Source organism: Sulfobacillus thermosulfidooxidans DSM 9293 (genome assembly GCF_900176145.1).
Lineage (GTDB): Bacteria > Bacillota > Sulfobacillia > Sulfobacillales > Sulfobacillaceae > Sulfobacillus > Sulfobacillus thermosulfidooxidans.
In genome coordinates, this window is the sequence record NZ_FWWY01000001.1 from 2,480,549 (window position 1) to 2,507,055 (window position 26,507).

At 49.6% G+C, this 26,507-nt stretch carries 18 protein-coding genes; 8 read left to right on the plus strand and 10 right to left on the minus strand.

The features are described from left to right. Positions 1-65 precede the first annotated feature (65 nt). Entirely contained in the window at positions 66-1,547 is a 1,482-nt protein-coding gene (locus B8987_RS12385) for a PucR family transcriptional regulator (protein ID WP_020373585.1), read from the plus strand. A 573-nt stretch (positions 1,548-2,120) separates the two neighbouring features. Here B8987_RS12385 and hutI read toward each other — a convergent pair. The 7 genes from hutI to B8987_RS12420 all read right to left on the minus strand — a co-directional run bounded on the left by hutI (position 2,121) and on the right by B8987_RS12420 (position 12,071). Further along, positions 2,121-3,356 carry an imidazolonepropionase gene (gene hutI, locus B8987_RS12390; protein WP_020373586.1) on the minus strand — a complete coding sequence of 412 codons (1,236 nt, stop codon included), beginning with the start codon at positions 3,354-3,356 and terminating at the stop codon, positions 2,121-2,123. A 51-nt stretch (positions 3,357-3,407) separates the two neighbouring features. Next, positions 3,408-5,972 (minus strand): FAD-binding oxidoreductase, encoded by a 2,565-nt coding sequence (locus B8987_RS12395; protein ID WP_084661657.1) that lies wholly within the window; start codon positions 5,970-5,972, stop codon positions 3,408-3,410. Continuing rightward, positions 5,969-6,385, minus strand: coding sequence for an aconitase X swivel domain-containing protein (locus B8987_RS12400; protein WP_040767037.1), 417 nt, complete (start codon positions 6,383-6,385; stop codon positions 5,969-5,971). The genes B8987_RS12395 and B8987_RS12400 overlap by 4 nt, the downstream gene beginning before the upstream one ends. Positions 6,386-6,390: 5 nt before the next feature. Continuing rightward, on the minus strand, positions 6,391-7,602 hold the full coding sequence (locus B8987_RS12405; protein ID WP_020373589.1) for an aconitase X catalytic domain-containing protein: 1,212 nt from the start codon (positions 7,600-7,602) through the stop codon (positions 6,391-6,393). A gap of 67 nt (positions 7,603-7,669) precedes the next feature. Next, positions 7,670-8,446, minus strand: coding sequence for an SDR family NAD(P)-dependent oxidoreductase (locus B8987_RS12410; protein WP_020373590.1), 777 nt, complete (start codon positions 8,444-8,446; stop codon positions 7,670-7,672). Between the two features lie 165 nt (positions 8,447-8,611). Further along, the gene (gene hisD / locus B8987_RS12415; protein ID WP_020373591.1) at positions 8,612-10,519 is read right to left on the minus strand and encodes a histidinol dehydrogenase; all 1,908 of its coding nucleotides are present in this window, start codon (positions 10,517-10,519) and stop codon (positions 8,612-8,614) included. 145 nt (positions 10,520-10,664) lie between these two features. Further along, on the minus strand, positions 10,665-12,071 hold the full coding sequence (locus B8987_RS12420; protein ID WP_020373592.1) for a purine-cytosine permease family protein: 1,407 nt from the start codon (positions 12,069-12,071) through the stop codon (positions 10,665-10,667). A gap of 513 nt (positions 12,072-12,584) precedes the next feature. Here B8987_RS12420 and B8987_RS12425 point away from each other — a divergent pair. From B8987_RS12425 to hutU, 4 genes are read left to right on the plus strand one after another with little or no spacing between them, the layout of a single operon-like run. Next, positions 12,585-13,463, plus strand: a complete 879-nt coding sequence (locus B8987_RS12425; protein ID WP_020373593.1) for a MurR/RpiR family transcriptional regulator — start codon at positions 12,585-12,587, stop codon at positions 13,461-13,463. A gap of 6 nt (positions 13,464-13,469) precedes the next feature. Continuing rightward, positions 13,470-14,744 (plus strand): Zn-dependent hydrolase, encoded by a 1,275-nt coding sequence (locus B8987_RS12430; protein ID WP_020373594.1) that lies wholly within the window; start codon positions 13,470-13,472, stop codon positions 14,742-14,744. After that, positions 14,738-16,063, plus strand: coding sequence for an amidohydrolase family protein (locus B8987_RS12435; protein ID WP_084661658.1), 1,326 nt, complete (start codon positions 14,738-14,740; stop codon positions 16,061-16,063). The genes B8987_RS12430 and B8987_RS12435 overlap by 7 nt, the downstream gene beginning before the upstream one ends. A 50-nt stretch (positions 16,064-16,113) precedes the next feature. Further along, positions 16,114-17,811: a urocanate hydratase gene (gene hutU, locus B8987_RS12440; protein ID WP_020373595.1), complete on the plus strand. Its 1,698-nt coding sequence runs from the start codon at positions 16,114-16,116 to the stop codon at positions 17,809-17,811. Positions 17,812-18,063: 252 nt separating this feature from the next. Here hutU and B8987_RS12445 read toward each other — a convergent pair whose 3' ends face one another. After that, positions 18,064-18,924, minus strand: a complete 861-nt coding sequence (locus B8987_RS12445) for a hypothetical protein (protein WP_020373596.1) — start codon at positions 18,922-18,924, stop codon at positions 18,064-18,066. A 323-nt stretch (positions 18,925-19,247) separates the two neighbouring features. On the opposite strand from B8987_RS12445, the gene B8987_RS12450 reads away from it, so the two are divergent. Beyond that, positions 19,248-20,423, plus strand: coding sequence for a M20 family metallopeptidase (locus B8987_RS12450; protein ID WP_026040503.1), 1,176 nt, complete (start codon positions 19,248-19,250; stop codon positions 20,421-20,423). A gap of 402 nt (positions 20,424-20,825) precedes the next feature. After that, positions 20,826-22,055 carry an MFS transporter gene (locus B8987_RS12455; protein ID WP_020373598.1) on the plus strand — a complete coding sequence of 410 codons (1,230 nt, stop codon included), beginning with the start codon at positions 20,826-20,828 and terminating at the stop codon, positions 22,053-22,055. Positions 22,056-22,179: 124 nt separating this feature from the next. On the opposite strand, the gene B8987_RS12460 is transcribed toward B8987_RS12455, so the two are convergent. After that, a complete protein-coding gene (locus B8987_RS12460; protein WP_020373599.1) occupies positions 22,180-22,689 on the minus strand; it encodes a PilZ domain-containing protein in 510 nt (169 codons plus the stop codon). A 333-nt stretch (positions 22,690-23,022) separates the two neighbouring features. After that, a complete protein-coding gene (locus B8987_RS12465) occupies positions 23,023-24,885 on the minus strand; it encodes an alpha/beta hydrolase family protein (RefSeq protein ID WP_020373600.1) in 1,863 nt (620 codons plus the stop codon). Positions 24,886-25,340: 455 nt separating this feature from the next. Between B8987_RS12465 and B8987_RS12470 the strand changes: the two genes are divergently transcribed. Further along, entirely contained in the window at positions 25,341-26,378 is a 1,038-nt protein-coding gene (locus tag B8987_RS12470; protein ID WP_020373601.1) for a BMP family lipoprotein, read from the plus strand. Positions 26,379-26,507: the final 129 nt, after the last annotated feature.

Consider the following 26,507-nt stretch of genomic DNA (forward strand, 5'->3'; position numbering starts at 1 on the left):
CTACAATAGAATGTGTGTTCTAATATAGGTAAAAATGTTAGAAAAGATTCCGGGGGAATTGTGATATGGCGTCTGTGGTTGACTTATTAAGTCTTCCTAGTCTGGATGGGGCAACAATCGCTGTAGGAGGTAATGGTCAATCTAAGCAAGTATTGAGTGCCAATGTCATGGCGGTGCCTGATATTGCGATGTGGGCTCAGCCCGGAGATTTTTTGATTACCACGGGCTTTATTTTCCGGGATCAACCCCACATATGGGGCGACTTAGTCAGACAATTGGCCGACATTGGTGTAGCGACCTTGGCGTTTAAACCAGGCCGATTTGTCGAAGAGATCCCAATTGAATTGCTACAGGCAGCACAAAAATATCATCTGCCAATTGTGTGGTTGCCAGAGCATGTGATTTTTTCTCGGGCTGTATTCGAAATTGTTGAGTACATTCTTAATGAACGGACGACATCTGATTATCATTTGATGAGCTTAATGCGATTAGGCCTGGATCATGGGTTAACCGCTGTGGTGCATGAAATAGGGCGACATTTTAATCGGCCGTTAGCGGTTCTTTCATCGCGTGGACAAATCTTAGCAAATGAAGGGTTTGATGACTCTTTTCTATCACAATGGCGACTAGGAAACCCCATGCCCGAAAAAGCGGGCGGTACCGTGAAGATTATGACGATGCCAGAACACACTACAGGATCAACGATGTTATTGGCCGTTGGTCCAACGTCAGATAACCAGCCGAGCCATCAAGGAGATATTTATATTATTCGAAATATCTTATCGGTACTTCTCGTACACCAAGAAATTACCTTATCTGTTGAACAAAAATACCGCGATATGTTTTTTCGCGATTGGTTTCACGGTCATCATTATGATAATCACGAAATTGAGTCATGGTCTAGACGATTAGGAATTCATTTGCCTTCGCAATTCCGCATCTTATCGATTGTTTCTATCAATAAAGCATTGTGGGAAGTGTGGTCCCAACTTGTGGAAATGGAACCTTCACTAGCCGCTCGAGGAACTTTAGTGGGCGATGATATTCTCATTATTGAACGCTCAGACATTGTAACTTCCCGGATTGGCGGCATCCTCGATGCGTTAGATGTTTCATTTGTGGGAGGATTAAGCGCTGAACATACAGATTGGCAACACGTTCACACAGCCATTAATGAGGCTCGAGTTAGTAGAACCATAGCGACTGAAAAACAAGGCTCTGGATTTCTTGGATATGATCAGCTTGGAGCCGAGTTATTACTTCATGAGTTGGGAAAAAACCCTAAAGCAGCAGCTTTTTGTCGTAGCCTCTTTGAACCTTTATTGCAGTATGATAGGCAAAATAATACGGATTTGTTGTTGACGTTGAAAACGTACTTGGAATGCCGGCGGGTTAAAGACACGGCAACACAATTATATACGCACTATAATACGGTTCTCTATCGCCTTGCGCGAATTCAAGAAATCTTGGGAGTTCGGTTGGACGATCCCGAAGAACAATTTGTTCTCCAGCTAGGTATTCGGATGATGCCATATTTCGAGAAATAGTCATGACTGTACAAGGATAAGTTAATGTAGGGGTTAACAAACTTCAATTCCTCCGAGTATTTCTAGAACGAGGTCCGTTTCAAAGAACAATCGTAAGATTGTGCACCGACAACGTGACAACGGATAAAGCCATCGGCATTAGTGACCAGACTCTAAACTAGCAGTCTCCTGGCGTTATGTCTGAGAGTGTGTTGGCCGGACCTTGTTCTTTAAACAGGCAGACATGGGCTTTGACCATAATCCGAACGGTTCCAAAAATATCATCGTCGTATGTAATCACAGTTTTTAAGTTGCCGTCGTTGGGTCTCTCACATCCGGTAAATCTCCGCGGGACGGAACTTGGGGTTAAGGACAACATTATCGCGATAATCAGTTGGCATTAAGAATTCAGGTGACGCCGAGGCCCGTAATTTTCCCAATAAGGATGATTTGAGACCAACTTTTGGGAACAAAGGATTGTGCTTAAATTCATTGGGATGAATTATGATCGGACATGGTTCTCTCTTTTATAGTACACTGATAAAACTATCGGCGAAGCTGCCTCTTTTAATGTCGTGGCCGCGTCACGATTTATTACAATCGAATTAGATTTCCATTAACAAATCCCTGATAAATTGGATTATGCCCTGCTCGATATGGAATGCTTTCTAATTGATCGGTGTCTAGAATTAGAATGTCGGCACGTTTTCCGACTTCGAGCGATCCGACTTCTCGTTCTATCCCTAACACATATGCCGGGTTAATTGTGACGGCACTTAGGGCTTCTTCAGGTGTGAGACCAAAAAGATGCACCGCTAATGAGATAATGAGCGGCATATGAGAAATCGGTGCTGTTCCGGGATTAAAATCTGAGGCGATAGCAATTGCCGCATTGTGATCGATGAGCGCCCGAGCTGGAGGATAGGGTTTGTGATTCATACTATAGGTGGCAGCTGGCAAGAGTACGGCTACGGAATGCGAATGACCAAAGGATACGACATCTTCGGAACTAATATGATCCAAATGATCAATGCCGCGGGCACCGAGCACCAGAGCCAAGGCGGTTCCTCCCATCTGAGAAAATTGATCACTATGTACCCGAAGAATTAAATTGAGACGTTGCGCCGCTTGTAAAAATCTCTGTGCTTGCTCTGGCGTAAAAGCTGTCGACTCAATAAACACATCGACAGCATCAAGGAGTTGTCTCTCGTATGCTGCCGGCAGAAGCTCATGAATGACGACATCGACCCAGTTATCTGGAGTATATCCTGGCGGGATCGCGTGAAGAAACAACCCTGTGGCGGTAATGCGCTGATCGAGGCGATGTTTTAGACGGTGAATGAGTGCGAGTTGACGTAGTTCTCCTTCGACACTAAGTCCATAGCCACTCTTCATTTCAAACGCGGTCGTCCCAGTGGATAACATCTCGCGTGCTAACGATTCCGTAAAGGTGAGGATCTCCTCATCGCTTTGGGTATCAAGTTGGCGACTCGACCGGGCAATGCCGCCTTTACCACGGCCCAGGTCTTGATAGGATTGGCCCAAAAGACGACTTCGGTATTCATCGGCTCGCCAACCCGCAAAGGGTAAGTGAGTATGGCAGTCTACAAAACCCGGAATGACAATACGGCCTTGCGCATCCACAACCTGTTCTGGATTGGGATAAGCTTGTAGAACATCCTCTGTGGGTCCGAGTGCCTTAATAAGACCGTCTTTGATGACAATCGCCCCGTCATGCACAATAGCTTGATTGCCGAGTTCTACGCCCCGTCTGGGCGCCTGGGGCGTGGTGACCGGATAAATGGTTCCGTGAATAATGAGATGATACATTATGATTCAGCTCCTGTCTGGTTCAGGTTCTCGGCAATATTCTGCCAGATTCTATAGGCTTAAGGTCCATGGAACTGTCAAGATCTGTTCGGGATCAAAGATTTGTTTAAGGCCCCGGACATAGGGCTGCCAAGTGGGATAGGGGAGGCTCCATTTCTCGTTGGGATGCCATACCCGGTGAAGACCTGGTAGCATCTTGGGACAAGGAAGTTGGCCATAAATTTCATATGCCCCCGATGCGGGGAACAAGGTAAATAGATGATCGACTAACACCGGTATAAGATTGAGCAGATCAGTGGGCCAGACCCCGCCTTCATAGCAGGAGACATATTGTTGCCATGCTTGATGAATAATAGACTCTCGCTCTATATCAAAGTCATCTTGTGAACCAGATTGTTGCCATGTCAACTCGGCTTGATAGGAGAGGGCAAGATGTTCAGCCCATCTCATCATTTCAGCGTAGTGAGGACCCAAGACACGGATTACCAGTTCGGGATCGGTAAGGGACCAGCGTTTTAAAAAGATTGCTTCAGGCCGGTACGCGTGAGAACCGAACTCGATGGCGAGATTTAATAATGGCTCAAGGGATTTGGCCCGAAAGATGCCCAAGAAAATGATGTGGGGCATGACCTCACACCTTAAGGTGACCGATGTGATAAGGCCCAAAGCTCCCCAAGAGCCGATGAACAATTTTTTGACATCATAGCCGGCAACATCCTTGACCGCTTTACTACCGAATTTGAGATGTCGACCCTGTCCATCCATAACCGATACTGCCAAGAGACTTTCGCGCCATCCAAATTGATAACTATGATGCCATGACCTGGCATGGCGGCTGATTAGGCCTCCAAGCGTGCCGTGAGGATTAGCATTCAGCAATGGATGCGCAAGATGATAAGAGGCGAGAAACTTGGTCAGCTCATCATTTCGGATTCCCGCACCAACTGTGATAGACAAGCTAGCGGGATCAAATTCATGAATGGAATCAAAGGCGCGAAGAGATAAGGATTGAACCATCTGTTCTTCAGGATGCAAGATATTCTGCCAGTATCCCATGCCTTGAACAGTTAACGTGAGATGCCTACGGCACGCGTGTTGAATGATCTCACGCAGTTCGTGAAGATCCGTCGGCTGCCAAGGGATAGGAGACAATAGGGATGCAAAGGAAGCGGGAGAACTCCCATGCGAGTGGTGCTGATCTTGATGGGCCGTCATATCAATGGCAATACCGGGATTTAAACGGCAGCGTGGGTCAAAACATTGTTTAATGGCTGTAAAAATGTGTTGTTCCTCAGCCCCATACATGAGTCCCAAATAGGGTAGTTTTTCTTGGCCAATGCCATGCTCGCCTGATATTGTTCCGCCTAAAGCCACGGCTTCTTGGAGAATTTCGCCGACCATGGCCTGTGCATTGGCGAATTCTTTGGGGGATCTGGGGTGATAAGGAATATCAGGATGAAGATTCCCATCGCCCGCATGAGCAACGGTAATGATGGGCATGGCATAGTGCGATTGAATTTGCTCAAGACGTTGTAAAAGGGATTGGAGTTGCGATAGAGGTACTGTCACGTCTTGGACCCATAATCTAGGAGCCAGGCGTGCTGCTGCCCCATATTGCGCCCGCCGTCCTTTCCACCAAGAATCGGATTGGATAGTTGTTTCGGCCATGTGAACCTTTAGAGCCCTATGACTTATCGCGAGCTCTTTTAGGGTTGTTGACTCTTGAAGCACGCGATTTGGCGATGTGTGAATGTCGATCAATAATGCCGCTCGAGCATCCCCGAAATCCATGTCGGGCATGAGGGGTTGAATCACCTTCAAAGACGCCTGGTCCAAAAGTTCTAAGGCGCTTAGGGAAAGAGGGGCACGTAAAATGGCCATAGCCATATCGGCTGCCTCGGGTAGGCTTGAAAACGTGATGAGCATCGTGGCCACGTGGGGCCATTTCGGCAGAATATTTAAAACAACGGTATCGACTATAGCCAATGTGCCTTCTGATCCAACAAGTAACCCTGTCATATCAAGGGTGGTCCGGTAGTCGTGAATGGTGGGCGTCAAAAGCCCTTTATCCCCGATATAGACATGCATTTGCAGGACATGTTGAGTGGTCACACCATAGGACACGCCATGAATACCTCCTGCATTTTCGCCAACATTGCCGCCAATTGTGGAAATGTGATAACTGCCCGGATCTGGTCCATAATGATATCCGAAAGGATTGAGTCGCTGGTTTATTGACGCGGTTAACACACCGGATTCGACGACAATATAGCGGTTGATAAGATCGTGATGCATCCAACTCTGAAGGCGGACCAGGGCAATGACAATACCGCCCATTGTAGGAACTGTGCCGCCGCACAAATTCGTCCCCGAACCCCGGACGACAATAGGAATGTGCGGAAACGATTCGAGAATTTCGAGAACCTGGCGCAGGGAATCGATTGACGGGGGAAAGACGACCATTTCCGGATATCCCAACTGTCCCGTCGCATCATACCCGTAGGCGGCTAGTGCGTCTGAACGAGAAATGATGGCATCTTGGCCGACAATAGGCCGGAGCGCTTGGATGATTTTATGCTTTTGTTCGGCACAGAGACATGGCGTGGAAATTTTCACGTTGGCATCACGCGGATGAGTTCCCCGTCGGCATCGAGATGAAGCATCACGCCTGAATCGATCTGGTTATAAAAGGCGGGATCTACGCGGTCAACCATCGGAATATCTAGAATAATGCAACTGGCCACAAGCACAGTATCCGGGTATTGGACGACAATGGCTTTGGGAGCATTGCCGTTCATAGCTAATTGATAGAGACCGTCGGTTTGAACCACCGAGCTACCCTTGCCACTGGGGAAAATGACGATTTTATGAGCGAGACTCTGGCCTTTTAAGGCATGACCGTCTTCCAGCACTATGCCGGTTTTGGGATCACAGAGGTAAAAACAGATATCGTCGGGAGAGATAATACAAGGAGCCTCGACCATTCCTCCCGATATTTTATGGCAATGAAACGCGTCTGAGTAGTGCATAGAATTCACGATGAAATTTCCCCCTTTATCGCTGCCGTTACACAGTCCTCGATGCTACGAATGACGAAATCCATGGAACGCCTTGTCGTGTAATAGGCACATTTAGGCGAGTCGGTGGCACCCGTTTTTCCGGCAAGATGAGCCCATATTGGCTGGTCGACACAGGAGTCTTGGAGAATGTGGCCACCAGCTTCTTCGATAATTTGGGCGATACCGAGCCTTTCGGCCAACAGACGGGTATGAGCCGATGTATTGAGCCACAGTTCCGTACGTAGTTTGTGTCCATGCACCATCTGGGCGATGTTTTGAATTTGTTTGAGCGTAAGATGCGGACACCCCAGCATCACAAAGTCAATAGGACCCGTTTTCTTGGAAATTTGATCATGGACACGTTCTAAATCCTTGTCCGTAATCACGACTGTGTTCAGATCCTTTCGATATCCTGTCGCTTGATCAAGACTCTGGGCTTCGGGAGTGACGCCCAAAATGTGGTACATGGGAACAGCGCCGGCGGTGTTAAGTTCGGCCCCGAGGTTCATGAGGGCTTCAGGGGTGACGTTTTCTGGGATACCGATAAAGACGGGGATCTCGCCATGAATCTTTTTAGGAATCGCATAGCCAAGGAGTTGGTAGTCGAAATCCGACCGCAATGAAGCCTCGATTTGGACCAAGATCGTTCCGTATCGGGATTCAGGCAACAATAACCCGTATTCCGGAACACGTCCGGTAATCGCCGCACACAAAGCACTTTGAGCCGATTCACGGTTCGTCCTGGCCCCATAGTAGACCGCATTCACATAGGGAGTGGCACTGCTTTCCGAAAACGCGACGATTTCATGCAAACGAGGAATATTGTCAAATAGATAAGGCGTACAGCTGTAATTTAAAATGGCTCCAATGTTCCGGTAAGCTTGAGCTGTTTGCGCCATTTGCTCCAAGTCCTCGGATTTCACCGTGGTCACAGTGGAAAAGTAGGATAGATCAAAGCCGGGATTGACGGTTGGAGGAACACGGCATGAGGCCCCAAGATGGAGAAGTTTTTCCACAAACCACAGATCAGCTTCTTGATTACTAAGCGCGACATGAGCTCTAGAAATGGGAACCATCCGCTGGGCGTCAAATGCTTCACCAATGCCGACTTGTATGCGCATGGCTAAGGCCGTTCCTTCGCCGTATTCCCCTTCAAGCATGGCGGTTTCTTCTTCGGTTAAAACCATAACACATCTCCTTCCTGAGGGTTGACGCTGATTCCGTAATGAGTACAGGTCCTAGGGATCTTCTCTGTTAGTGGCATAGTCGACCGCCATCGACCGGAAGAATGGTTCCGGTAATAAAAGAAGCCTTCTCTGACGCTAAAAAGGCGATGGCTTGCGCAACATCTGTGGTTGTGCCTAATCGTCGAAGCGGAATATGATCAATCCATTGGCTTGCGGCGGTCTTGGGATCACTAAACAGCGTGTCGAGCATTGGGGTTGCGACTAATGTAGGGGCTACCGCATTGACACGGATATGATAAGGGGCCCACTCTAGGGCCAACGTTTTGGTTAACTGGACGACTGCACCTTTGCTAATCGCATAAACCGCATAGGGAACCATTCCCACAAAACTCAGTTCGGACGCTAAATTGATAATTACCCCGTGATTACGCCGACTCATATAGCGGGCAACTTGCTGGGCACAAAAGAAAACCCCTTTAACGTTCGTGTCCATGATGGTATTCCACGCATCTTCCGTTACTTCAAGGGCAGGCATTGGAATGTCGATGCCCGCGTTGTTCACCAAAATATTGATGGGACCGGTGTGCTCTTCGATTTCTTGGACCATTTGGGCAATGCGTTTTGGGCTTTTCATGTCACACAAAACTGTATGGACATACTGACCTGTATCCGCGAGGCGTTTTTGAGCGGACTTCAGATGCTCTGGTGATCGGGAACAAATGACAACGGTTGCTCCTAATTCTGCTAAGATTCGAGCTGTCTCTTCCCCAATGCCCTGACTTCCTCCTGTCACCAGAGCGATTTGGCTCTTTAAAGACATGATCTGCTCTACTGCGTCTTTCATCCCGGCGTGTCGCACTCCTCACTAAGTCTGTATGGGAAATTTCGTGTTCCGTCGTTAGGGAATTTCCCCGATCTGTTCAACCATCCTTAGCCCTAAAGGTTCTCAGAAAGGTAACCATCAGGTGATAGGGGTTTTTGTTAACACATAAGCATTGTGCCATGGGCTTTAAATGCCTTTAACGCCCGGTGTGGTTCCTTGCCGGAACGCATTAGGCCGTAAGCAAGCATTCATGGCTTCTCCCAGTGCCCGGAAAACTGATTCCCACAGGTGGTGGGGGTCGTGGCCCCGGCGGACCAGGACATGAAGCGTAGCCAATGCACCTTGAGCGAAACCGGACAAGAAATTCTCTAAGTCTGTGGTGAGCATATCCTCAACGTGCTCGAGCTGACGTACGGCAGGGTCATATTCGCATTGCAAAAAGGGGCGCCCTTCGAGACTAAGCGCCACAAAGGACTCGGCTTCATCGATAATCCCCACGGCAAACCCTGATCCTTCAATACCCGAGACCAAATGTTCTTGGGCCATACGCTGAAAGGCCAGGCCTAAAGTCAGGCCAACATCTTCAGCAATGACATGCATTAAGTGATAACCATTGCCATACGCATGATACGTAACCGCCAGATTAAATTGCCCGCGCCAGGCAATCGTTTCAAGCATGTGATTCAGAAATTGGATCCCCGTTTGCAGATGCTCCTTTAACGCCTCATCTCGAGGACCGCGGGATAGTTGCAGGTCAATGACCGATTCCCGTGTTTGCCTTGTGACACGGACCCGGTCTTTGGCACTTTCTCGCCAGAATATACCGAGTTCTTGTTCCGAATTGGTTGTTGGCTCGACCCCAGACAAGGTCAAATCACGGCCAGTAACCGAGAGGGCGTGAGCGGGAAAACCCTCATATTCCGCTAACGTGACAATATCGGGAGCCAGTTCACTTAGAGCACTTTTTGAAAGCTTGAGTACAGATGTGACATGTAAGAAATCGCGAACACTAAGTGCTGACATACTACGGGCAAATCCCGCTGTGGGCAAGACCGCATTAGGTCCGACCATAAAATTGCCCGCTGCAATGGGTGTAAAAGGGCCAATAAGAATTTCGCCAGCATGACGAATGTGGGGGAGGACGGTATCCGGATCGGCAACATGGAGTACGAGGTGTTCGGTGGCGAAATCATTGGCAAAGTCAAGTGCTGTAAAGAGATCTGGAGTGATGAGAATGCCTGCTCGTTCTGCCACCTGTTCAACAAATTGACGGCGGGGTTTGGGCAATTGTTTACAATATTCCCCAACGAAACCGGCTACCTGCTCGGCTAAGGTCACAGAGGGGGTGAGGAGAAAAACGGTAGAGTCGGGTCCATGTTCTGCTTCATTCATCCAGTCGAGGGCGACCCATTTGGGATCGGCCCGGTTATCGGCAATGATGAGCGCTTCGCTGGGGCCTGACTGCAATCCGATATCAATAACGCCCGCTAATTGTTGTTTGGCTACAGCAACATAGGCACTGCCAGGACCTAAAACTTTGGCAACCTTGGGGACAGACGCTGTCCCGAAGGCCAGCGCCGCGATGGCCTGCGCTCCGCCTAAACGAAAGACATGGGAAATGCCCAGTTGCTTGGCCACATAGAGTACAGCGGGATCAATGGTTCCTTGGGAATCAGGTGGGGAGGCCACAATAATTTGGGGAACTCCGGCAATGACCGCGGGCACGCCGAGCATCGCCATGACTGAGGGGAAAGAGCCTTTCCCGCGCGGAACATATAGTCCAACGGAGGCAATGGGGCGGGTGATTTCGCCCACGTGAACTCCAGGAAGAATCTCGGTTGACCATGCCTGTTGGGGAAGCTGCTTGAGATGAAAGTGTTTGATGTTGGCAACACTGCGATCTATCGCGGCTTTGAGATGATCTGGTAAGTGCTGTTCTGCGGCGACGAATTCAGCTTCGGTGACTTTAAGACCACAGGAGTGGAGATCGACATGGTCGAGTTCCTCTTCTAAACGCCATAATGCCTCATCGCCATACACTTGGACCTCTTGCAAAATCTTTTCCACAGTGGCTTGAATATCTGGATAACGCATTTCTCCTCGTATGAGAAGGTTCTGGCGTTCTGAGTCCGTCAGTCTATTCCAATGCCTGATGGTTATCACACAAATCCGGGATTAACCCGTTCCCTTCTTTCTTCGTAAAAATATAAGAGTGGATAATGTCATAGCTTGTAAAGAGCTATTCCACGATTTGCGGTTCTCTATCGGTTAAAACCGAGCTGATGGCATCTTTTTTACCCCATTTCCGGTCTGCCCAATAGTAAAGGGGTACCGCAACGATAAGACCGATAATCCAGGAAATGTCGGCCCCTCCGAGGGCTTTGGATATGGGGCCTTGGTATACGGTCGTGTTCATAAACGGGACTTCGATGAGAAAGGTCACGGTATACACGATAAGCGCAGGCCATCCCCACCGACCATATACACCCTTGGGACTGAACAAATCGGCAATTTTGTAATTACCTCGGTGAATCCAGTAGAAGTCGGTGAGGTTGATGGCGGTCCAGGGAATCAAGAAATACATGAGGAATAGGAGGAAATTTTCCACGTTCGTCATAAAATGACCGGAACCAGCAATTGCGATCAGGGCCGAAAGTATGCCCACTACTAGTGCGACAATGCTTCGTAACATGCGCGTGGATTCAAAGGGACGAATATTGCTCCCAGCGGAAAGCGTCACAATGGCTCCGCCATAGATATTAACGGCTCCGGGAATCAGTTGCCCTATGCCGAGTAATAAGGCAATAATGGTCCCCCAGCTATGGCCGCCTAAACCCTGAATGGCGGAAAGGGTCTGAGCGGCGGGATTGAGAGCGGCTAAGGCGGCTCCTAAAATCATAAGCCAGATAGACCCGATGTTTGTCCCCCAAAATGTTGCCCAAAATGTGTGGGTGGCAAGATTCGGACTCAAGTACCGAGAGTAATCAGAGACGTAGGGGGAATAAGAAATTTGCCAGGTGGCGTAAATGGATAGTGCTAAGAAAAAGTTGCCCCATGTAAATTTCCCATGGGCGAGGTCATGCGCGGGCAAACCATGAACCAGCAGCATAATGGTGAGCACAATAAAGACGATGGAATAAAGCCAGGTTGCATAGCGAAATCCATAATGAATCCAGTCATAGCCAAAAATCGCGATGAGAATCATGGGGATCGTCATGATAGCCGCCCAGAGATTGACAGAGCCATGGTAGACAGCTTGAAAAGCTTGCCCAGCCATCACAATATTGGTCGCTGCAAAAATGACATACATGGCCCACACAATGAATAATGGCCACAAGGATCCATAAAAACCGAATTGCGCCCGGCTTTGAATCATCTGCGGTAGGCCCAATTTGGGTCCTTGTGCGGAATGCAGCGCCATAAAAATGCTGCCAACAAGATTGCCGACGACAATGGCCAGTACCGTCCCCCAGAAATTCAGTCCAATCAGTACGCCCAAAGCCCCTGTGGCCACAACAAAAATTTGGGCATTAATACCATACCACATGAAAAACAACCATTTGGGCGTGCCGTGCCGTTCCGTGAGGGGAATGACATCGTAACTATGGCGTTCAATCGCCTTTTCGACCGCAGATAACTCGCTCATTTTGTTCTCCTCCTATCATGTCATCAGTGATTGCCTTAAGTGCTAAAGAAGGTATCTTTCGGTGAGGGCCAAAATTATGGATGTTTTGAATGGAAGCCACCGAACGCCATGGAGATTTGAGGATGAATACAATGTTTGGTCATGACAATCATGCGCCGGAAACAATAGATTAAGCCAACACAGCATGAATGGAGTCATTTATCTTGGCAACAAGAAGAATGAAGACTTACAGGTTTACAGTAAAAACAATCGGGAGATGCTGTCAACAGATTAATGTAAGGTTTATCGTGTTTGTTCGTTATTTGTGACTTAAGCACAAAAATATGCGAATAAATATAACAAAATATATGTCGTAAATGTAAAGATAGGAGATAATTTTACCGGCTTCTGAATAAATCAGTTTCGCCTAAAATAATGAACGGAATGAGGTGATTCAGATGTTTCCTTTGTGCTACAATTTGGTGGAACATCTGATTCACACATTATGCATTGATGAATGAGGATATGTATTCGATGAAACCCTTACAGAGTATCGAAGGATTTATGGACCGAATTCGGGCGGCGTCGAGTGAATCGACGACGCATCAGCAAATTGGCGATTACTTGGCCCTCCATTTACGCGAAGCGTCCTTTATGAGTTCAGGAGACCTCGCCAAGGCCGTCGGCGTGAGCCAAGCCTCTATTACTCGGTTTTGCCACAGTATGGGCTTTGGGGGCTTCAGCGAGTTCGTGCATGCGCTGCAAGAGTTTGTGCGCGAAGAATGGCGTGCCCCCGAACGGACCGTTTACTTACGACCCAGTATTCCCGACGATGCGGACCCACTCTTGGCGCAAGAAGTGGCCAATTTGGAATCGCTACCCGAAATCTTGGACAGTGAGCCGATGACCCGGCTCGTGAATTTGGTGGCGACCAAATCCCGCGTCATTTTAGCTGGGGCCCGCATTTCGAGTACGTTGATTCCCTATGCGGCCTATTGTTTGGGCAAGATTCGTAGTGGCATCGAGGTGGCCACACCGGGCACTCCCTTATGGGATAACTGTGCTGGGTGGAATCCGGAAGACACGGTGATTGTCGGTTGGGTGTTTCCCCGCTATTCCCGGGCCTTGATGGAGTGGCTCGAAGCGGCGCATCACGACGGCTTGACTGTGGCCGCGTTCACCGACCGGTGGATGTCGCCTGTGATGGCCTTTGCCGATCCCGTACTGGTGGTGCCGGTGGCCACCGCCTCGTTATTTGATTCCTATGTGGCGCCTATGTTTGTGATGAACTACCTGGTCCGCCAAGTGGCCCAAGAACTGCCCGGGGTGCGCTTACGCCTGGAACAACTGGAAGAACGGGATCAGCGTTTGCAGGTCTATTGGTCGCGGACGAACACAAAAAGTAAGGAGTGAGACCTGATGCCAGATATTTTGGCCTCATCTCGACTGCAACGACGGCTTGATGCCCTTGCCGCTATCGGACGAGATGACACGGGAGGCATTACCCGACCCTTTGGCAGTGCGGCGGAACGGGCGGCTAGGCAATGGTTTTTAGGGGAAGCGGAGAAGGCGGGACTGGTGACCCGCACCGATCCGGCAGGGAATCTCTGGGCTTTGTTCCCAGGGGCGTCTTTAGATATTGTGGCCGTAGGCTCCCACTTGGACACGGTGGTGCACGGCGGCGCCTATGATGGCGCCCTCGGAGTCCTGCTGGGATTAGAAGCCCTGCAAACATTGCAGGAAGAAGGATACAGGCCCCACCATACCCTGGCCGTGTTAGCATTAACCGGAGAAGAACCCAATCCTTTTCGCCTCTCCACGTTAGGGAGTCGCCTGTTGACAGGCATCCTGTCGTGGGACACGGTCCTGGAGGTCACTGATGAGACCGGCTATTCTGTGCGAGAGGCGCTGCATCAAGCGGGGGCTCCTGCGCTCCATGATCCCGGGGTTCACATGCCACACTTAAAAGGTTTCTTCGAGCCTCATATTGAACAAGGACCGAGACTTCATGAAGCCGGACTCCCCGTGGGAGTGGTGAGCACCATTACCGGGATTACGCGGCAGCTGATCACGTTGACCGGAGAACAAAACCATGCGGGAACGACACCCTATGTCGCTCGTCGTGATGCGGTGCAGGGATTTGCTCAAGCCATGGTCCTCTTCCAAGAATTGAGCCAACAATTCGTCGATCGTGCGGTCGGTACCGTCGGATACGTTCGCGTGTTTCCCAATTCGATCAACATTGTCCCCTCGCGGGTCGAATTCATGGTGGAATGGCGTGCTCCTCAACTCGAAATCTTGGCGGAGGTCACCAGCACCTTTTGGCAGCGTTTGCAGGCATTGGGTTCGCGTTTACATTTGTCCCTGACCCGCGAAATCATCTTAGATCAGGCACCGAGTCCCATGGATGAGGCCGTGCAAGCCTTACTCCATGGCGTGATCGAGGAGATGGGTGTGCCGCATCCCACCATGGTCAGTTGGGCCGGGCATGATGCGGCCCATCTGGCCAAACGTGTGCCGACGGGTATGCTGTTTGTGCGTAGTAATGGCTACAGCCATTGTCCCGACGAGTCGGCTAATACCGAGGATATTATGCTCGCGGCCGAGATTGTGCGGCGAGCGCTCATGCGGTGGGACGCTGTTGCGTCTAGGAACGCATATCCGCTGTTCTCAAAGGATGTGACGGGATGCTGAGCGTTTATGAGCCGGCCTGGATGTGGGTGAATAATCAATTTGTGGCGCATTATGGCGTCGTGGTCGATGACGACACGGGCACCATTGTTCGGGTGGGACCCGAGAAGGATTTGAGGCGTCTTTTTCCTCAGGCGCGCTGGATCTGCTGGCCGCAACAGGCCATGGTGCCGGGCACCATTAACACCCATAATCACTCCTTTCAGCATTTACTGCGCGGCATCGCGGTGGATCAGCCGTTTTTAGTGTGGCGGGACAGGGCCTTATATCGCATTACGCCACATCTGAATGCAGAGGCGATTTACTTAGGAGCCAAATTGGCGTTTACGGAAATGGTCTTAAACGGCATTACCACGGTTGTCGATTTCTTTTATGTGCATAATCACGGCCTCGACAATGACTGGGCGGTGATTCAAGCCGCACGAGACGTGGGCATTCGTCTGGTCCTGGCTCGGACCTTCTATGACTGGGACGGGGCACCGGAAGCCTACCGGGAAACTCCTGATGACGCGGTGTACCGGACAGAAGAATTAGCGGCACGTTGTGCTCCGGATCACGCGGTCTTCATCCATCCCGCCCCCCACAGTGTGCACGGCGCGTCGGATGAGATGATCCAAGCTGGCGTGGATTTGGCGCGGCGTCTGGGGACCCCCTATCACATTCATATTGCCGAGGAGCCGTTTGAAGTCAACGAAAGTCTGGCCCGGACCGGGAAAACGCCCGTGCAGCATCTGGCCGATCTGGGGATGATCACCGATCACCTTATCGCCATTCACCTGACGTGGGTGAATGGCGAGGATATCCAGCTCTTGGGGGCGGCCCAGGCTCATCTCGCCTATTGTCCCTCCAGCAACATGTTTTTAGCAGATGGCATTACCCCACTTCCTCGCTTACGGCAAGCGGGGGTTCGCATGGGGCTCGGCACGGATGGGGGATGCAGTAACAACCGGGCCAGTATTTTTGAGGAAATGCGGATGGCCGCGTTGCTCCAAAAAGTGGGGACACTCGATGCCACCAGCGTGTCACACCAGGACGTTTGGACCATGGGGACACAAGCGGGGGCTGAGATGTTGGGGCTGCCCGCGGGTCAAATTGCGGACGGCTTATGGGCTGATTTTGTGGGGATTGATCTCAATCATCTGTCACTGTTGCCGTGGAATTCCGAAACCCTCTTGGCCAATATCGTGTATGCGATGACGCCGCAAGCGATTCGCCAGGTTGTGATTCAGGGCAAACCTTTGGTACGTGATGGTCAGTGGCTAAACGAAAATCTGACGGAGTTGGTTGTAAGAATTCAAGATCTCATTCAGCGCTGGGGGTAACAATCATTGCCCAGTCGCTGAGGCAAGCGATTGAAAGGGGGACGCCATCAATGGAAAGGGACTTTTTCCAGCACGTAGGGATTCAAGCTCCCGTGGGGCCAACACGGCATTGCAAAGGATGGGGGCAGGAAGCGGCGCTGCGCATGTTGATGAATAATCTCGATGCGCGCGTCGGGGAAAACCCTCAAGAGCGCATTGTCTATGGAGGACGCGGACGGGCGGCGCGGTCATGGCCCGCGTATGACAAGATTGTGGAAAGTTTATTAACGTTGGAAAATGACGAAACCTTATTGATCCAATCGGGAAAACCCGTGGGAATATTTAAGACCCAACCCCAGGCCCCGCGCGTCTTGATTGCCAATGCCAACTTAGTAGGAAAGTGGGCGACCTTGGAAGAGTTTGACCGGTTAGAAAAACAGGGTTTAACCATGTTTGGACAAATGACGGCAGGTTCTTGGATCTATATCGGTAGTCAAGGGGTGATTCAAGGCACCTTCGAAACATTAGCGGCTTTGGCTCGTAAACATTTTGATGGCACCTTGAAAGGGCGCCTTTATGTATCGGCCGGATTGGGGGGAATGGGCGGAGCACAGCCCTTAGCAGCCAAAATGTTAGATGGCGTGGCGTTAATCGCTGAAGTGGATGCAAAACGGATTCAAAAACGCCTCGACACCGGATATCTTGATGTGGCCTATGACAGTATCGAAGCCGCTGTCAGCCGGGCACTGGCGGCAAAACAGGCGGCTGAATCTCTCTCAATTGGGGTCCACTGTCATGCCAATGCGTTATTACACTATTTAATCACCAACCAGATCATTCCCGATGTGTTATCGGACCAGACGGCCGCACATGATCCCCTTATCGGGTATATTCCTGATGAACTCGACGTCAGCGAAGCCCTATCCTTGCGCCATGCGGATCCAGTGGATTATTTACAGCGTGCTCGACGTTCCATTGCACATCATGTTCAAAATCTGCTGCAGCTTCAAAAAGCGGGAGCTCATACGTTTGATTATGGCAATAATATTCGCCGAGAAGCGTTCGATCAAGGAGTCACCGACGCCTTTGACATCCCCGGATATGTTCCCGCCTATATTCGGGATTTGTTTAATCAGGGCAAAGGCCCGTTTCGCTGGGCGGTTCTTTCCGGAAAGCCTGAAGAAATTTACCAGTTAGATGCCTTAGCCCTTGAGATGTTTGGCGATAACCCGCTGTTAACCCGGTGGTTTACCCTCGCTCAAAAATATATTCATTTCCAAGGCCTTCCCGCACGCATCGCCTACATGGGCTTAGGGGAGCGCGACGCTTTCGCGACAAAGGTTAATGAATGGGTGGCACAAGGTGTGCTGTCAGCCCCCGTCGTATTTGGCCGCGACCATCATGATACCGGATCTGTAGCTTCTCCTTACCGCGAAACCGAGGCCATGCGAGATGGTTCTGATGCGATCGCCGATTGGCCGATTCTCAACGCCTTATTAAATACCGCCTCGGGTGCTCACTGGGTCTCCTTTCATCATGGAGGAGGTACCGGGATTGGTTATGCTCTGCATGCGGGCGCTGTCGTGGTTGCGGACGGGAGTGAGGATAGTGCGGGACGCTTATCGCGGGTGTTCTTTAATGATCCGGGCATTGGCGTGATTCGGCATGCGGATGCTGGATATGATTTGGCCACGCAGACTATGAAGGCACATGAAGACCGCATGCGTGCGCCGTTTGTGGGACCAAATACCAATATTCCTATGATTTAGCCCATAGGGTAGGAACCGTTCAAGTCGTTATATCTCTTATAGAAGAAGGTCATGAGTTTTAGCGGAAGAGGCACAATCCTTTTCCGCTTTCTTTTTGTCTGCTTTGCTCTCTATGCTATGGGTTCAACTGGATAAAAAGGCGAAGCGATCGGGCTAAGAAGGTTGTTTGACAGAATAGAGGATTTTTTGAGCATAGACGAGACAGGTGAATCGCTCATTTTATACACCAGGTGGCTGAAACAGGGGACCAACCTAAGAATTAATATGCTGATGGGCAATCCATGCCAGGAGTTTCTCGGCCAGAGAAACATTTTGTGGCCCGCAGCGGGGACAAGCGAGACCGGGCGTGGGAATATTGAGCCAGTATCCATTGACAAATCTTCTCGTTTCTTGAATATCTGTTTCCAGTTCGTTTAAAGAAACAGGAGTGCCTGGCGGGGGATTGGTGCTGAGTCCGGCAATCACCAGGACATGAGGATTGAGATGACGAGCGGCGGCAACTAATGCCCGAACCCGGCGCAAATACACCGCGGGGATGCGTTCTGAACTTTGAACTTGTAAATCGATAATTTGAGCAAAACGCGCACCGCCTACAGGACTGCCATGAACAGGGAGATTCCCTAGCTGCAAATAGGCCCAGTGATGATGGTGCGCGATGGCTGCCGCTGCTTCCACGTACTGAGCGGGGTGTTGTTGTTCAATGAGGGGAGTCAGGCTCCACCCTTCATTATCATAACCAAGACCTTTGATTCCTTTAGGCACCGTTCCGTGACGAAGGGCCTTGACGAGCGCCGCTTCACTGGCAAAGTGCACAAATGGGGTGATGTGCCAACCATAAGGAATCCCGCGCCCACTCAGCGATAGACTGACCCATGTTGAAGGATGATCTAGCACAGACTGAGCCGCGGAGAAGTGGGCAAGTTTTTCGAGGGCAGATCCCGCAATCAGCCATATCTCTTGATGTTGTGGGTCGGCATGGGCCACGGGCATGACCCGCGCAGGTTCTGGTGTTTTCACGTTGAATAAAGAAAAGAGTGCCCAAGTCATCAAAGACAATGCAACCACGCTGCTTGTGATCAACATCCAGCGCGCCAGTAAGGAGCGACGGATCATGTCCTATTCTCCTCTCATTTTGTCATTTGACGATCTTGGGCTATCTGGGCACATGAGGCTTAATACTATATGGAGTCCATTGTACAAAACAACCTCACCTGGTCGATGATCTGAAACCGAATATTGGCTGAAAAGTTATTGAACTGTTTTCGGTACAAGCTATTGTGCGTCTCACCCAAGAGTATTGCCTAAGGGGGCGACAAGGTTATAGTGCCCGCGCAATAATGGGAGGAAAAGCCGGAGAGGGCTCAGAGGACCGGCAGTGTAAATTTATCCTCACGCTGTATCTCTCTCAAACGAAATGAGATGACAGAAGGAGGTTCATGATGATTAGTCAAGAAATCAAAGAGATTGTGGCGACCAAAGCGGAACAGTTGTGGGATATTGCCCATGCCATTCACGGGCTGCATGAATTAAAGTTCGAAGAAGTGGAGTCTGCTTCGTTGTTAACCTACTGGCTGGAAGAGCAAGGGTTTGAGGTCAACCGCGAAGTGGCGGGAATGAAGACGGCTTTTGTAGCCCACCGCATTGTCGGACATCATGGACCAACGGTGGCCTTTGTTGCGGAATATGATGCATTGCCTGAGCTGGGACATGCTTGTGGACATAATGTGATTGCCACGATGTCGGTGGGGGCGGGTGCAGCTCTTGCCACGTGGCTCGAACATCACAATCGGGCAGGACATGTTATGGTCATTGGCAGTCCCGGTGAAGAAGGCGGAGGCGGAAAGATTTTCTTATTAGATCAGGGAGCTTTTGCACACGTTGACATCGCCATGATGCTTCATCCTGCCGCCAAAGATGAAGTAGCGCCCGAGTACTTGGCACGGGAGGGAATCGATGTGGATTTCTTTGGGGTGGCTGCGCATGCCGCGGCCGCGCCTGAGAAAGGGATTAATGCGTTAGATGCGGTCGTCATGTTTTATCAAATGCTTCATGCGCTGCGTCCTCGTTTTCGACCTTCTGACCGGATTCACGGCATTATTACCCATGGAGGAGATTCCCCTAATGTGATCCCAGAGCATACGAGTGCACGCATCTTGGTCCGTTCCAAGGATGCAGATCGCGTCCATGATCTGTTGACGTGGGTGGAACACGCAGCGGAGGCGGCGGCGCGAGGAACCGGATGCCAATTTCGTTGGTCGCGCTTTGTGCCGTTTTATAACAATGTTCGTCATAATTCGTCTCTCGTCGCCCTGGCCGATCAAGTCTTTCGAGAATTTGACCGAATGCCGGTCACAATGGCGGAAGCACACGGCTCGACAGATATGGGCAATGTGAGTCATGTTTTGCCGTCCTTTCACGCCAATATTGGATTGGGCGATGGATTAGTGACGCACACGCATGGCTTTTGTGCGGCGGCGGATTCAGAAGCGGGACGGCAGGCCATGATCGATGGTGCCGGGATTTTAGCCACGATGGGTGCACGTTATGTGTCGGATTTGGGATTACAACAAGCCGTTAGGGAAAATTTTGATGGCATGACACAAGACAATTAAAATGGCAAGTCATTGAATTCTAATAGGGTCTTCAGATTGTCATCCCATGGATTTGTTGCTTTGGGTGTGGTTCGAATGGTCTTACACAACGAACCATTGTCCTAAATTTGGTTCTTGCTCTACTTGAAATTGTTTTGTTTAATGCAACTACGATCCGGCAAGTCCTCTCTTCATCTAAGTCATCTCCCATAAAGCTTGTGGATCAGACGTCCTATTCCACCTTTAACGCAGGTTCTTAGGTTATCTCTTTGCTAGCACACTCTGGTCTATCACACATTTTTCGCGCGGCAATCTAATTTCTGATGTTTCAGAACCCAACTCTGTAGATAAACGAACAGAAAGACTGATCTGTCACTGTCTATATCGTGAAACATTGTCGGTGTCATGAGAGGAGATGACAAAATGAGTCAAGAAGCCAGTCCTAGACTTGTTAAGGGAACAGACACCTTACGCGCTCGCGCGAAGCACAGCCAAGCGATGTTTATTGTGATTGTTCTCGTGGCTGGACTACCCGCGTTGCTCGAAGGATTTGATACCAGCTTATATGCGTTCGGATCTCCTTATATTCTTAAAGACATTCATGCCCACAATCTGGCTCTGTTGGGCTTAATCGGGACTGCCTATGCATTGGGTATTGCGGTGTTTAGCTTAATTGGCGGTGTACTCTTTGATTATTTCTCGGTGAAATGGACGGTGATGATTGCCGTGGCCGTCTTTACGATTTTCACTTTGCTAACCGGTTATGCGCCGAATGTGGTGACCTTATTTTGGATGCGGCTTTTGGTAGGATTTGGGGTAGGTATGTTTCAACCCGCGATCATTACCTTGCTCGGAGACATCTTTTTTGAGACTCGGGGCCGGGGGGTGTCCGTGTTTGCCGTGTTCTTTGGGGCCGGGGTGTTTTTCAGTCCGTATGTGATTGCGCCTTTTTTGCCGCACGTAGAGATTCCTTTTGTCATCTCAGCCCTTTTGAGTGTCCTGGTATTGACACTCTTTGCGTGGATTATCCCTCCGGTTTATAAAACCGTCACGGCCAGACGCGCGGGTTTTCGGAACATTTTCACCCGCAACGTGTTATTTTTATCCTTGTCGATTTTTCTCTTTGGCATTACCTTGTTTGGTTTCCGCAGTTATTTTTCCGATTACTTATTGTTTGGTTTGCATTTGGTCAAATCCCAAGCGGCAACGATTGCTTCAATGGAAGGCTTAGGCGGGTTACTCTTGGCGTTTCCGCTCGGGTATCTGGCGGATAAGTGGGGTCGCAAACCCTTGGTGAGTGTCGCGTCCCTGCTGGTGATGTTAGGCAGTTTGTTTGTATTTAGTGGTATTGGACGGGTAGGCTTTTTGATTTTTGCCACATTTCTCTTTGGGGCGGGTTGGGGTGTTTATGTGGATCTCGTCTCGGCTTTGGGACAAGATTCCGTGTCGGATGTCGTTGCCGGTACGGTGACGGGGTGGCTCTTACTGGTCTTTAATGTGGGCGCTTTAGTGGGAGGACCTCTATTTGGTTTCTTACTCCATGAGGGCTATCATGAAGCGGGGATTATAGGAATTGGATTGCCAGCTGTATTAGCCTTTCTTATGACATTATGGACCCAACCGATTCGTACGAGCAATATTGTGAGTGATTAAAGCCGAATAAGACAGCATTTTCTGTTTTCCTTAGGTGTGGATGAGGTCGAGACTTGGGACGTACGGACAACAACTCCCGGGTTTCGGCCTTCTTCGCGAAGCTATTGACTCTAAAAAGCGAAAATTAATGCGTGATCCGCATTTGTCCCCGTCCCACCCGAGGAATCGAAAGCAGAAACTGCTTCCACTGGTTGTGATCATGTGTCGAGGCAAAGATAATCTGGCACGCTGTTTGATAGTGGCCTTGAGAATCAAAGTCTGTGCGTAAAAGATGTAAATCCATGTGAATAACCTGGCGATCTAGAGAAATGGTTGCCGGGTGCTCTTGTTTAGGGGGCCATGAAACGGGGAGCAAACAACGAAGGCCGGTCAGGGAGACATCGATGGTGTGCGTTTTGATAAATTGCCACGGCCAAGGACCGGTTCGGATGGTTAGTGGGAGAGACAACGAATACCTTACTGCCTGACGTTGTTCAAGACCTTGAGGTGTCAAATATTCAAAGACAGTCAATGTGCGTTCATGTTCTACCTTGTCGATAGTCACCTGCTGTTTCCAGCGGGTTTGTGTTTCTGGTTCTGTCCACCACAAAGTCAGTATTTTGGGTAAATCACTGGGAAACGGGTCATCGAGCAATATCGTAATCGACTGCTTGAAATGCCATAATATAGTACCGTGCCATTCTTGATCGGCTGCCTGAATACTGACAACTAGTCCTTTGTAAAGGCCTGCGATGCGAAAAACTCCTTTCGACTAAAAATACTCTTGGGTTTTCGCCAAAAATCATCAAAATTCCTGCTTTTTCTTGTGTGTCATGCAAAATATGCGAAAAATGGTTCAGAGAAGGTATGGAAGAAAAAATCAACATAGACCATCTTAGTAGGAAAATTTCGGGCGATGGGCTCTTAATGAACGCACTTCCTGTTATCCTAAAATCCCTACCATTTATGGAAAAGATTTCGGTCCCATCTATTCCATCCATTGATCAAACCAGTGTAGTATTCGCTCAAAACGGTCTTGACGCATTTTCGGACGTCCCTGAGTCGTCATTAAATGACTCTCGCCAGGATAGATGACGTATTCCGTGGGGACATTGCGGGTTTTTAGTAACGTATATAAGGCCGAGGACTGGGACACGGGACAGCGCTGATCGTCGAGACCTTGTAAGATTAAGACGGGGCAGGTGATGTGATGAGCATATCGTAAAGGCGAATTCTGCCACAGTTTGAGATTCGCCTCATCTGGATTATCCCACGTAATTTGACAACCTTCTAGGGTAAAGGTGTAGCCAATATCAGATGCCCATAACATATCGAGTTGATTCACCACAGGCGCCTGAATGACAGCGGCCTTGATGCGAGAAGGCCAACGACCTGCTAGCCACGTGGCCATATAGCCGCCGTAGCTTGTGCCTATCACTCCTATTTGATCTAAAGAAGTATGGGAATCCATAAAAAAGTCTACAATCGCCTGCCAGTCCTTTTCGTCTCGTTCTCCCCAGTGTCCTTGAAGGGACGACGCAAACTCTGGACCATAGCCAATGCTGCCGTGGGGATTGGCCCAAATGACGCGAAATCCTAAATGGGCTAAAGCATGATAGAGGATGGTGGGCTGGTGAGTGAAGGCATTATAAGGGCCGCCGTGAATCGCTAAAATGCTTCCCCGGTAACGATGTTTCGCTTCTAAGACAAAGGTGTGAACCCGGTCTTGACCCGGGGTGTCAATCCAATATTCCTCGGGCGGACATAGGCGCTCTTCATGATGGTGTGTGAGAGTAGTCATCGTGGGCGGGGTGATGGAGACCACTTCATCAAAGTGGGTAAAATCATGGCTAATCGCATAATATTCTTGGGTGTCTGTTCCGAGCCCTTCCACGAAGTCCCTGGTGGGAAGGGTTAACACCGCGTGTTCTCCACGGAGAGATACCGTTACCAAACGTTTGGCGCCATGAATTGTTTCAGACACTAAAATTTGGGTGGAATTGACCCATTTGAGCTGCGCTGACGCGAGACTTACCCGCCAGTCGGCCCCGTCACTGGCGCCTAACCATCCCGTTTCCGGCTGGTATAAGGGAGTCAGTGAGTTCTCACCGTCTTTGCCCACATAAAGAACAGGGGCTATAGGGGTGCCAATGGTGCCGTCTTTGCCGATGACGGCAAAATGCTCACCATGTGGAGCCCACGACATGGCCATAATGGCCCGTGGCGCGGTGATGGGAATAGTTTCTTGGGTTTTGAGATGGATCTTGACCAGGGTGGTATCTAAGAGATCTTGGACATCTTGAGTTCGTCTTAAGGCTAAAACTGTCGGGGCCACAGGAGATAATAGGGGATGGGTATAACCACAAAAAGCTTCGAGATAAATGGGCGAGTCTCCACTTAGCGAGAGTTGCCAAAGGGTATCTTGACCGACGAGGAAACCCTGGCCATCTCGTTTAAAGGGCAAGGTGCGAAACACCCAGATATCTTGAGGATCAGGTTCAAGATGCACGGCAACAATCACGAGACCAGTACTTTCTTGGATTGTGAATGAGCGGATCGATCCGGGAAACTGTGCGATCTCGTCAACGTGGCCATTTAGATGGACCCGGTATAGGGACGATCCTAAATGATAAAATAGGGCGTCACCGGGTCCAAAGGTGAGACCTAAGGGCTTGCCCTTTACGTGGGTCAGGACGCTGGAATCCCCGGTGTCGGGGTTCAAGGTATGGAGTGTCGACACGTACTGATTGGCGGCCAGATCGGCACGAATTTCCCAGTAAGCCAGGAGATGCTGGCCCGGAGAATAGCACAACGAGGTTAACGAAGACCGGTCAAGAGGCGAGGATACCATGGCAGAGCCTTCTTTCTTAATTCATGTGAGAATAATTGTTATGAAGTCATCGTCGGGAACCTATACGGAATAATTTTGACAGGAATCATACACCCATTGTGATAAGTGGGCAACCAGCCGTCTAATTTTTGTGCTGCTAGCCGTCGTTTGGGTTCGGAAGAACTGGGAATCATCACACCATCTTCATCGTGTCCTATAAGCCAACATGGTGTTCCCGTATAGTTTGTTTGTCAGTAATTTTTTCTTTAGGTTATTTGCACAAAAACTTGTCCAATGATTGCACCCTTACCTAATTTTCTTTACTATTAATGGTGTTATAAGACATCTGATGTCTGCTCTCTTTATGTCCAGAAATATCCCGCCACATTAAGCGAGCAGAAGACCCATTTGAGGTATCCAACTTTCCCACATTCCTAATTTTGTCGCGTCTTTCAAATCTTATTGAGGAGGACATTATGAGAAAATCAAGTGCGCTTGCCTTGATTACGACCACCATATTTACGGGTGGTTTATTGGCTGCATGCGGAACCTCTCCTGCAGCTTCTTCCCCGGGCAGCTCATCAGCAAAAGCCAAGTCGTATAAAGTCGGATTAGTTACGGATACCGGTGGCCTCAATGATCACGGCTTTAATCATCTGGCATATCTCGGTCTGATGCAAGCGAAAAATCAACTGGGTGTCACGACATCGGTTGTTCAATCAGAAACTGAATCGGATTATGTGCCTTTTCTGACCAACTATGCCAAGCAAGGTTACAATTTGGTCATCGCCGTGGGCTTTTTAATGGCCCAAGCTGTGCAGCAAGTATCCAAAGAATTTCCCCATACCAAATTTATGATTATTGACGATGAAGTCCCAGGCCCCAATGTGACGTCCTCTTTATTCGAAACCCAGCAGTGTGGTTATCTCGTCGGTGAGTTGGCGGGTTTGGTGCAAAAAGATCATGCCTTGCCCCATATCAATTCCTATAATACGTTGGGAGTCGTGGGCGGTGAATCGATTCCTCCTGTCAATACCTACATCGCGGGATTTTATGCTGGCGTTCATGCCGTCGATCCGTCAGCCAAGATACTCTTGAAATATACCAATGACTTTAACAATCCCAATAACGGGCAGACCTATGCTCAATCAGAAATTGCCCAACACGCAGACATTATATTTCAGGTTGCCGGAGGATCCGGACTCGGGGTGATTACCGCAGCTAAACAGGCTCATGTTTATGCGATTGGCGTCGATGCCAATCAAAATTACCTCGCTCCCAATACGGTGATTACCAGTGCAGAAAAAGGCATTCAAGTCGCTACCTTCGATACGATCAAAGACGGGTTGCAGGGAACGTTAAAACCGGGCGTTCAATATTACAGTTTATCCAATAATGGGGTGGGCATGGCGCCTCCGATTTCGGCTATTCCCGCAAGCATTGTCCAACAAGTGTTGCAGTCGGAAAAAGCGATTCGCTCGGGAAAAATTGTTCCCCCCACCACGATACCGTAGACCTTTGAGGATTTTTCATAACTCGACGAAGCACGACTGTGGATAACTGTCCCTTCCAATGATGACACCCTTCTCAACGTTCTGACACGGGTTCGGAAAGGATGATTCTCGCGCCATGGCAATACGATG

What these genes read in the sequence shown, in the direction of transcription:
- B8987_RS12385 (WP_020373585.1), top strand. Translation starts at nt 66, where the DNA reads ATGGCGTCTGTGGTTGACTTATTAAGTCTTCCTAGTCTGGATGGGGCA.
- hutI (WP_020373586.1), bottom strand. Translation starts at nt 3,356, where the DNA reads ATGTATCATCTCATTATTCACGGAACCATTTATCCGGTCACCACGCCC.
- B8987_RS12400 (WP_040767037.1), bottom strand. Translation starts at nt 6,385, where the DNA reads ATGCACTACTCAGACGCGTTTCATTGCCATAAAATATCGGGAGGAATG.
- B8987_RS12405 (WP_020373589.1), bottom strand. Translation starts at nt 7,602, where the DNA reads ATGGTTTTAACCGAAGAAGAAACCGCCATGCTTGAAGGGGAATACGGC.
- B8987_RS12410 (WP_020373590.1), bottom strand. Translation starts at nt 8,446, where the DNA reads ATGAAAGACGCAGTAGAGCAGATCATGTCTTTAAAGAGCCAAATCGCT.
- hisD (WP_020373591.1), bottom strand. Translation starts at nt 10,519, where the DNA reads ATGCGTTATCCAGATATTCAAGCCACTGTGGAAAAGATTTTGCAAGAG.
- B8987_RS12420 (WP_020373592.1), bottom strand. Translation starts at nt 12,071, where the DNA reads ATGAGCGAGTTATCTGCGGTCGAAAAGGCGATTGAACGCCATAGTTAC.
- B8987_RS12425 (WP_020373593.1), top strand. Translation starts at nt 12,585, where the DNA reads ATGAAACCCTTACAGAGTATCGAAGGATTTATGGACCGAATTCGGGCG.
- B8987_RS12430 (WP_020373594.1), top strand. Translation starts at nt 13,470, where the DNA reads ATGCCAGATATTTTGGCCTCATCTCGACTGCAACGACGGCTTGATGCC.
- B8987_RS12435 (WP_084661658.1), top strand. Translation starts at nt 14,738, where the DNA reads ATGCTGAGCGTTTATGAGCCGGCCTGGATGTGGGTGAATAATCAATTT.
- hutU (WP_020373595.1), top strand. Translation starts at nt 16,114, where the DNA reads ATGGAAAGGGACTTTTTCCAGCACGTAGGGATTCAAGCTCCCGTGGGG.
- B8987_RS12445 (WP_020373596.1), bottom strand. Translation starts at nt 18,924, where the DNA reads ATGATCCGTCGCTCCTTACTGGCGCGCTGGATGTTGATCACAAGCAGC.
- B8987_RS12450 (WP_026040503.1), top strand. Translation starts at nt 19,248, where the DNA reads ATGATGATTAGTCAAGAAATCAAAGAGATTGTGGCGACCAAAGCGGAA.
- B8987_RS12455 (WP_020373598.1), top strand. Translation starts at nt 20,826, where the DNA reads ATGAGTCAAGAAGCCAGTCCTAGACTTGTTAAGGGAACAGACACCTTA.
- B8987_RS12465 (WP_020373600.1), bottom strand. Translation starts at nt 24,885, where the DNA reads ATGGTATCCTCGCCTCTTGACCGGTCTTCGTTAACCTCGTTGTGCTAT.
- B8987_RS12470 (WP_020373601.1), top strand. Translation starts at nt 25,341, where the DNA reads ATGAGAAAATCAAGTGCGCTTGCCTTGATTACGACCACCATATTTACG.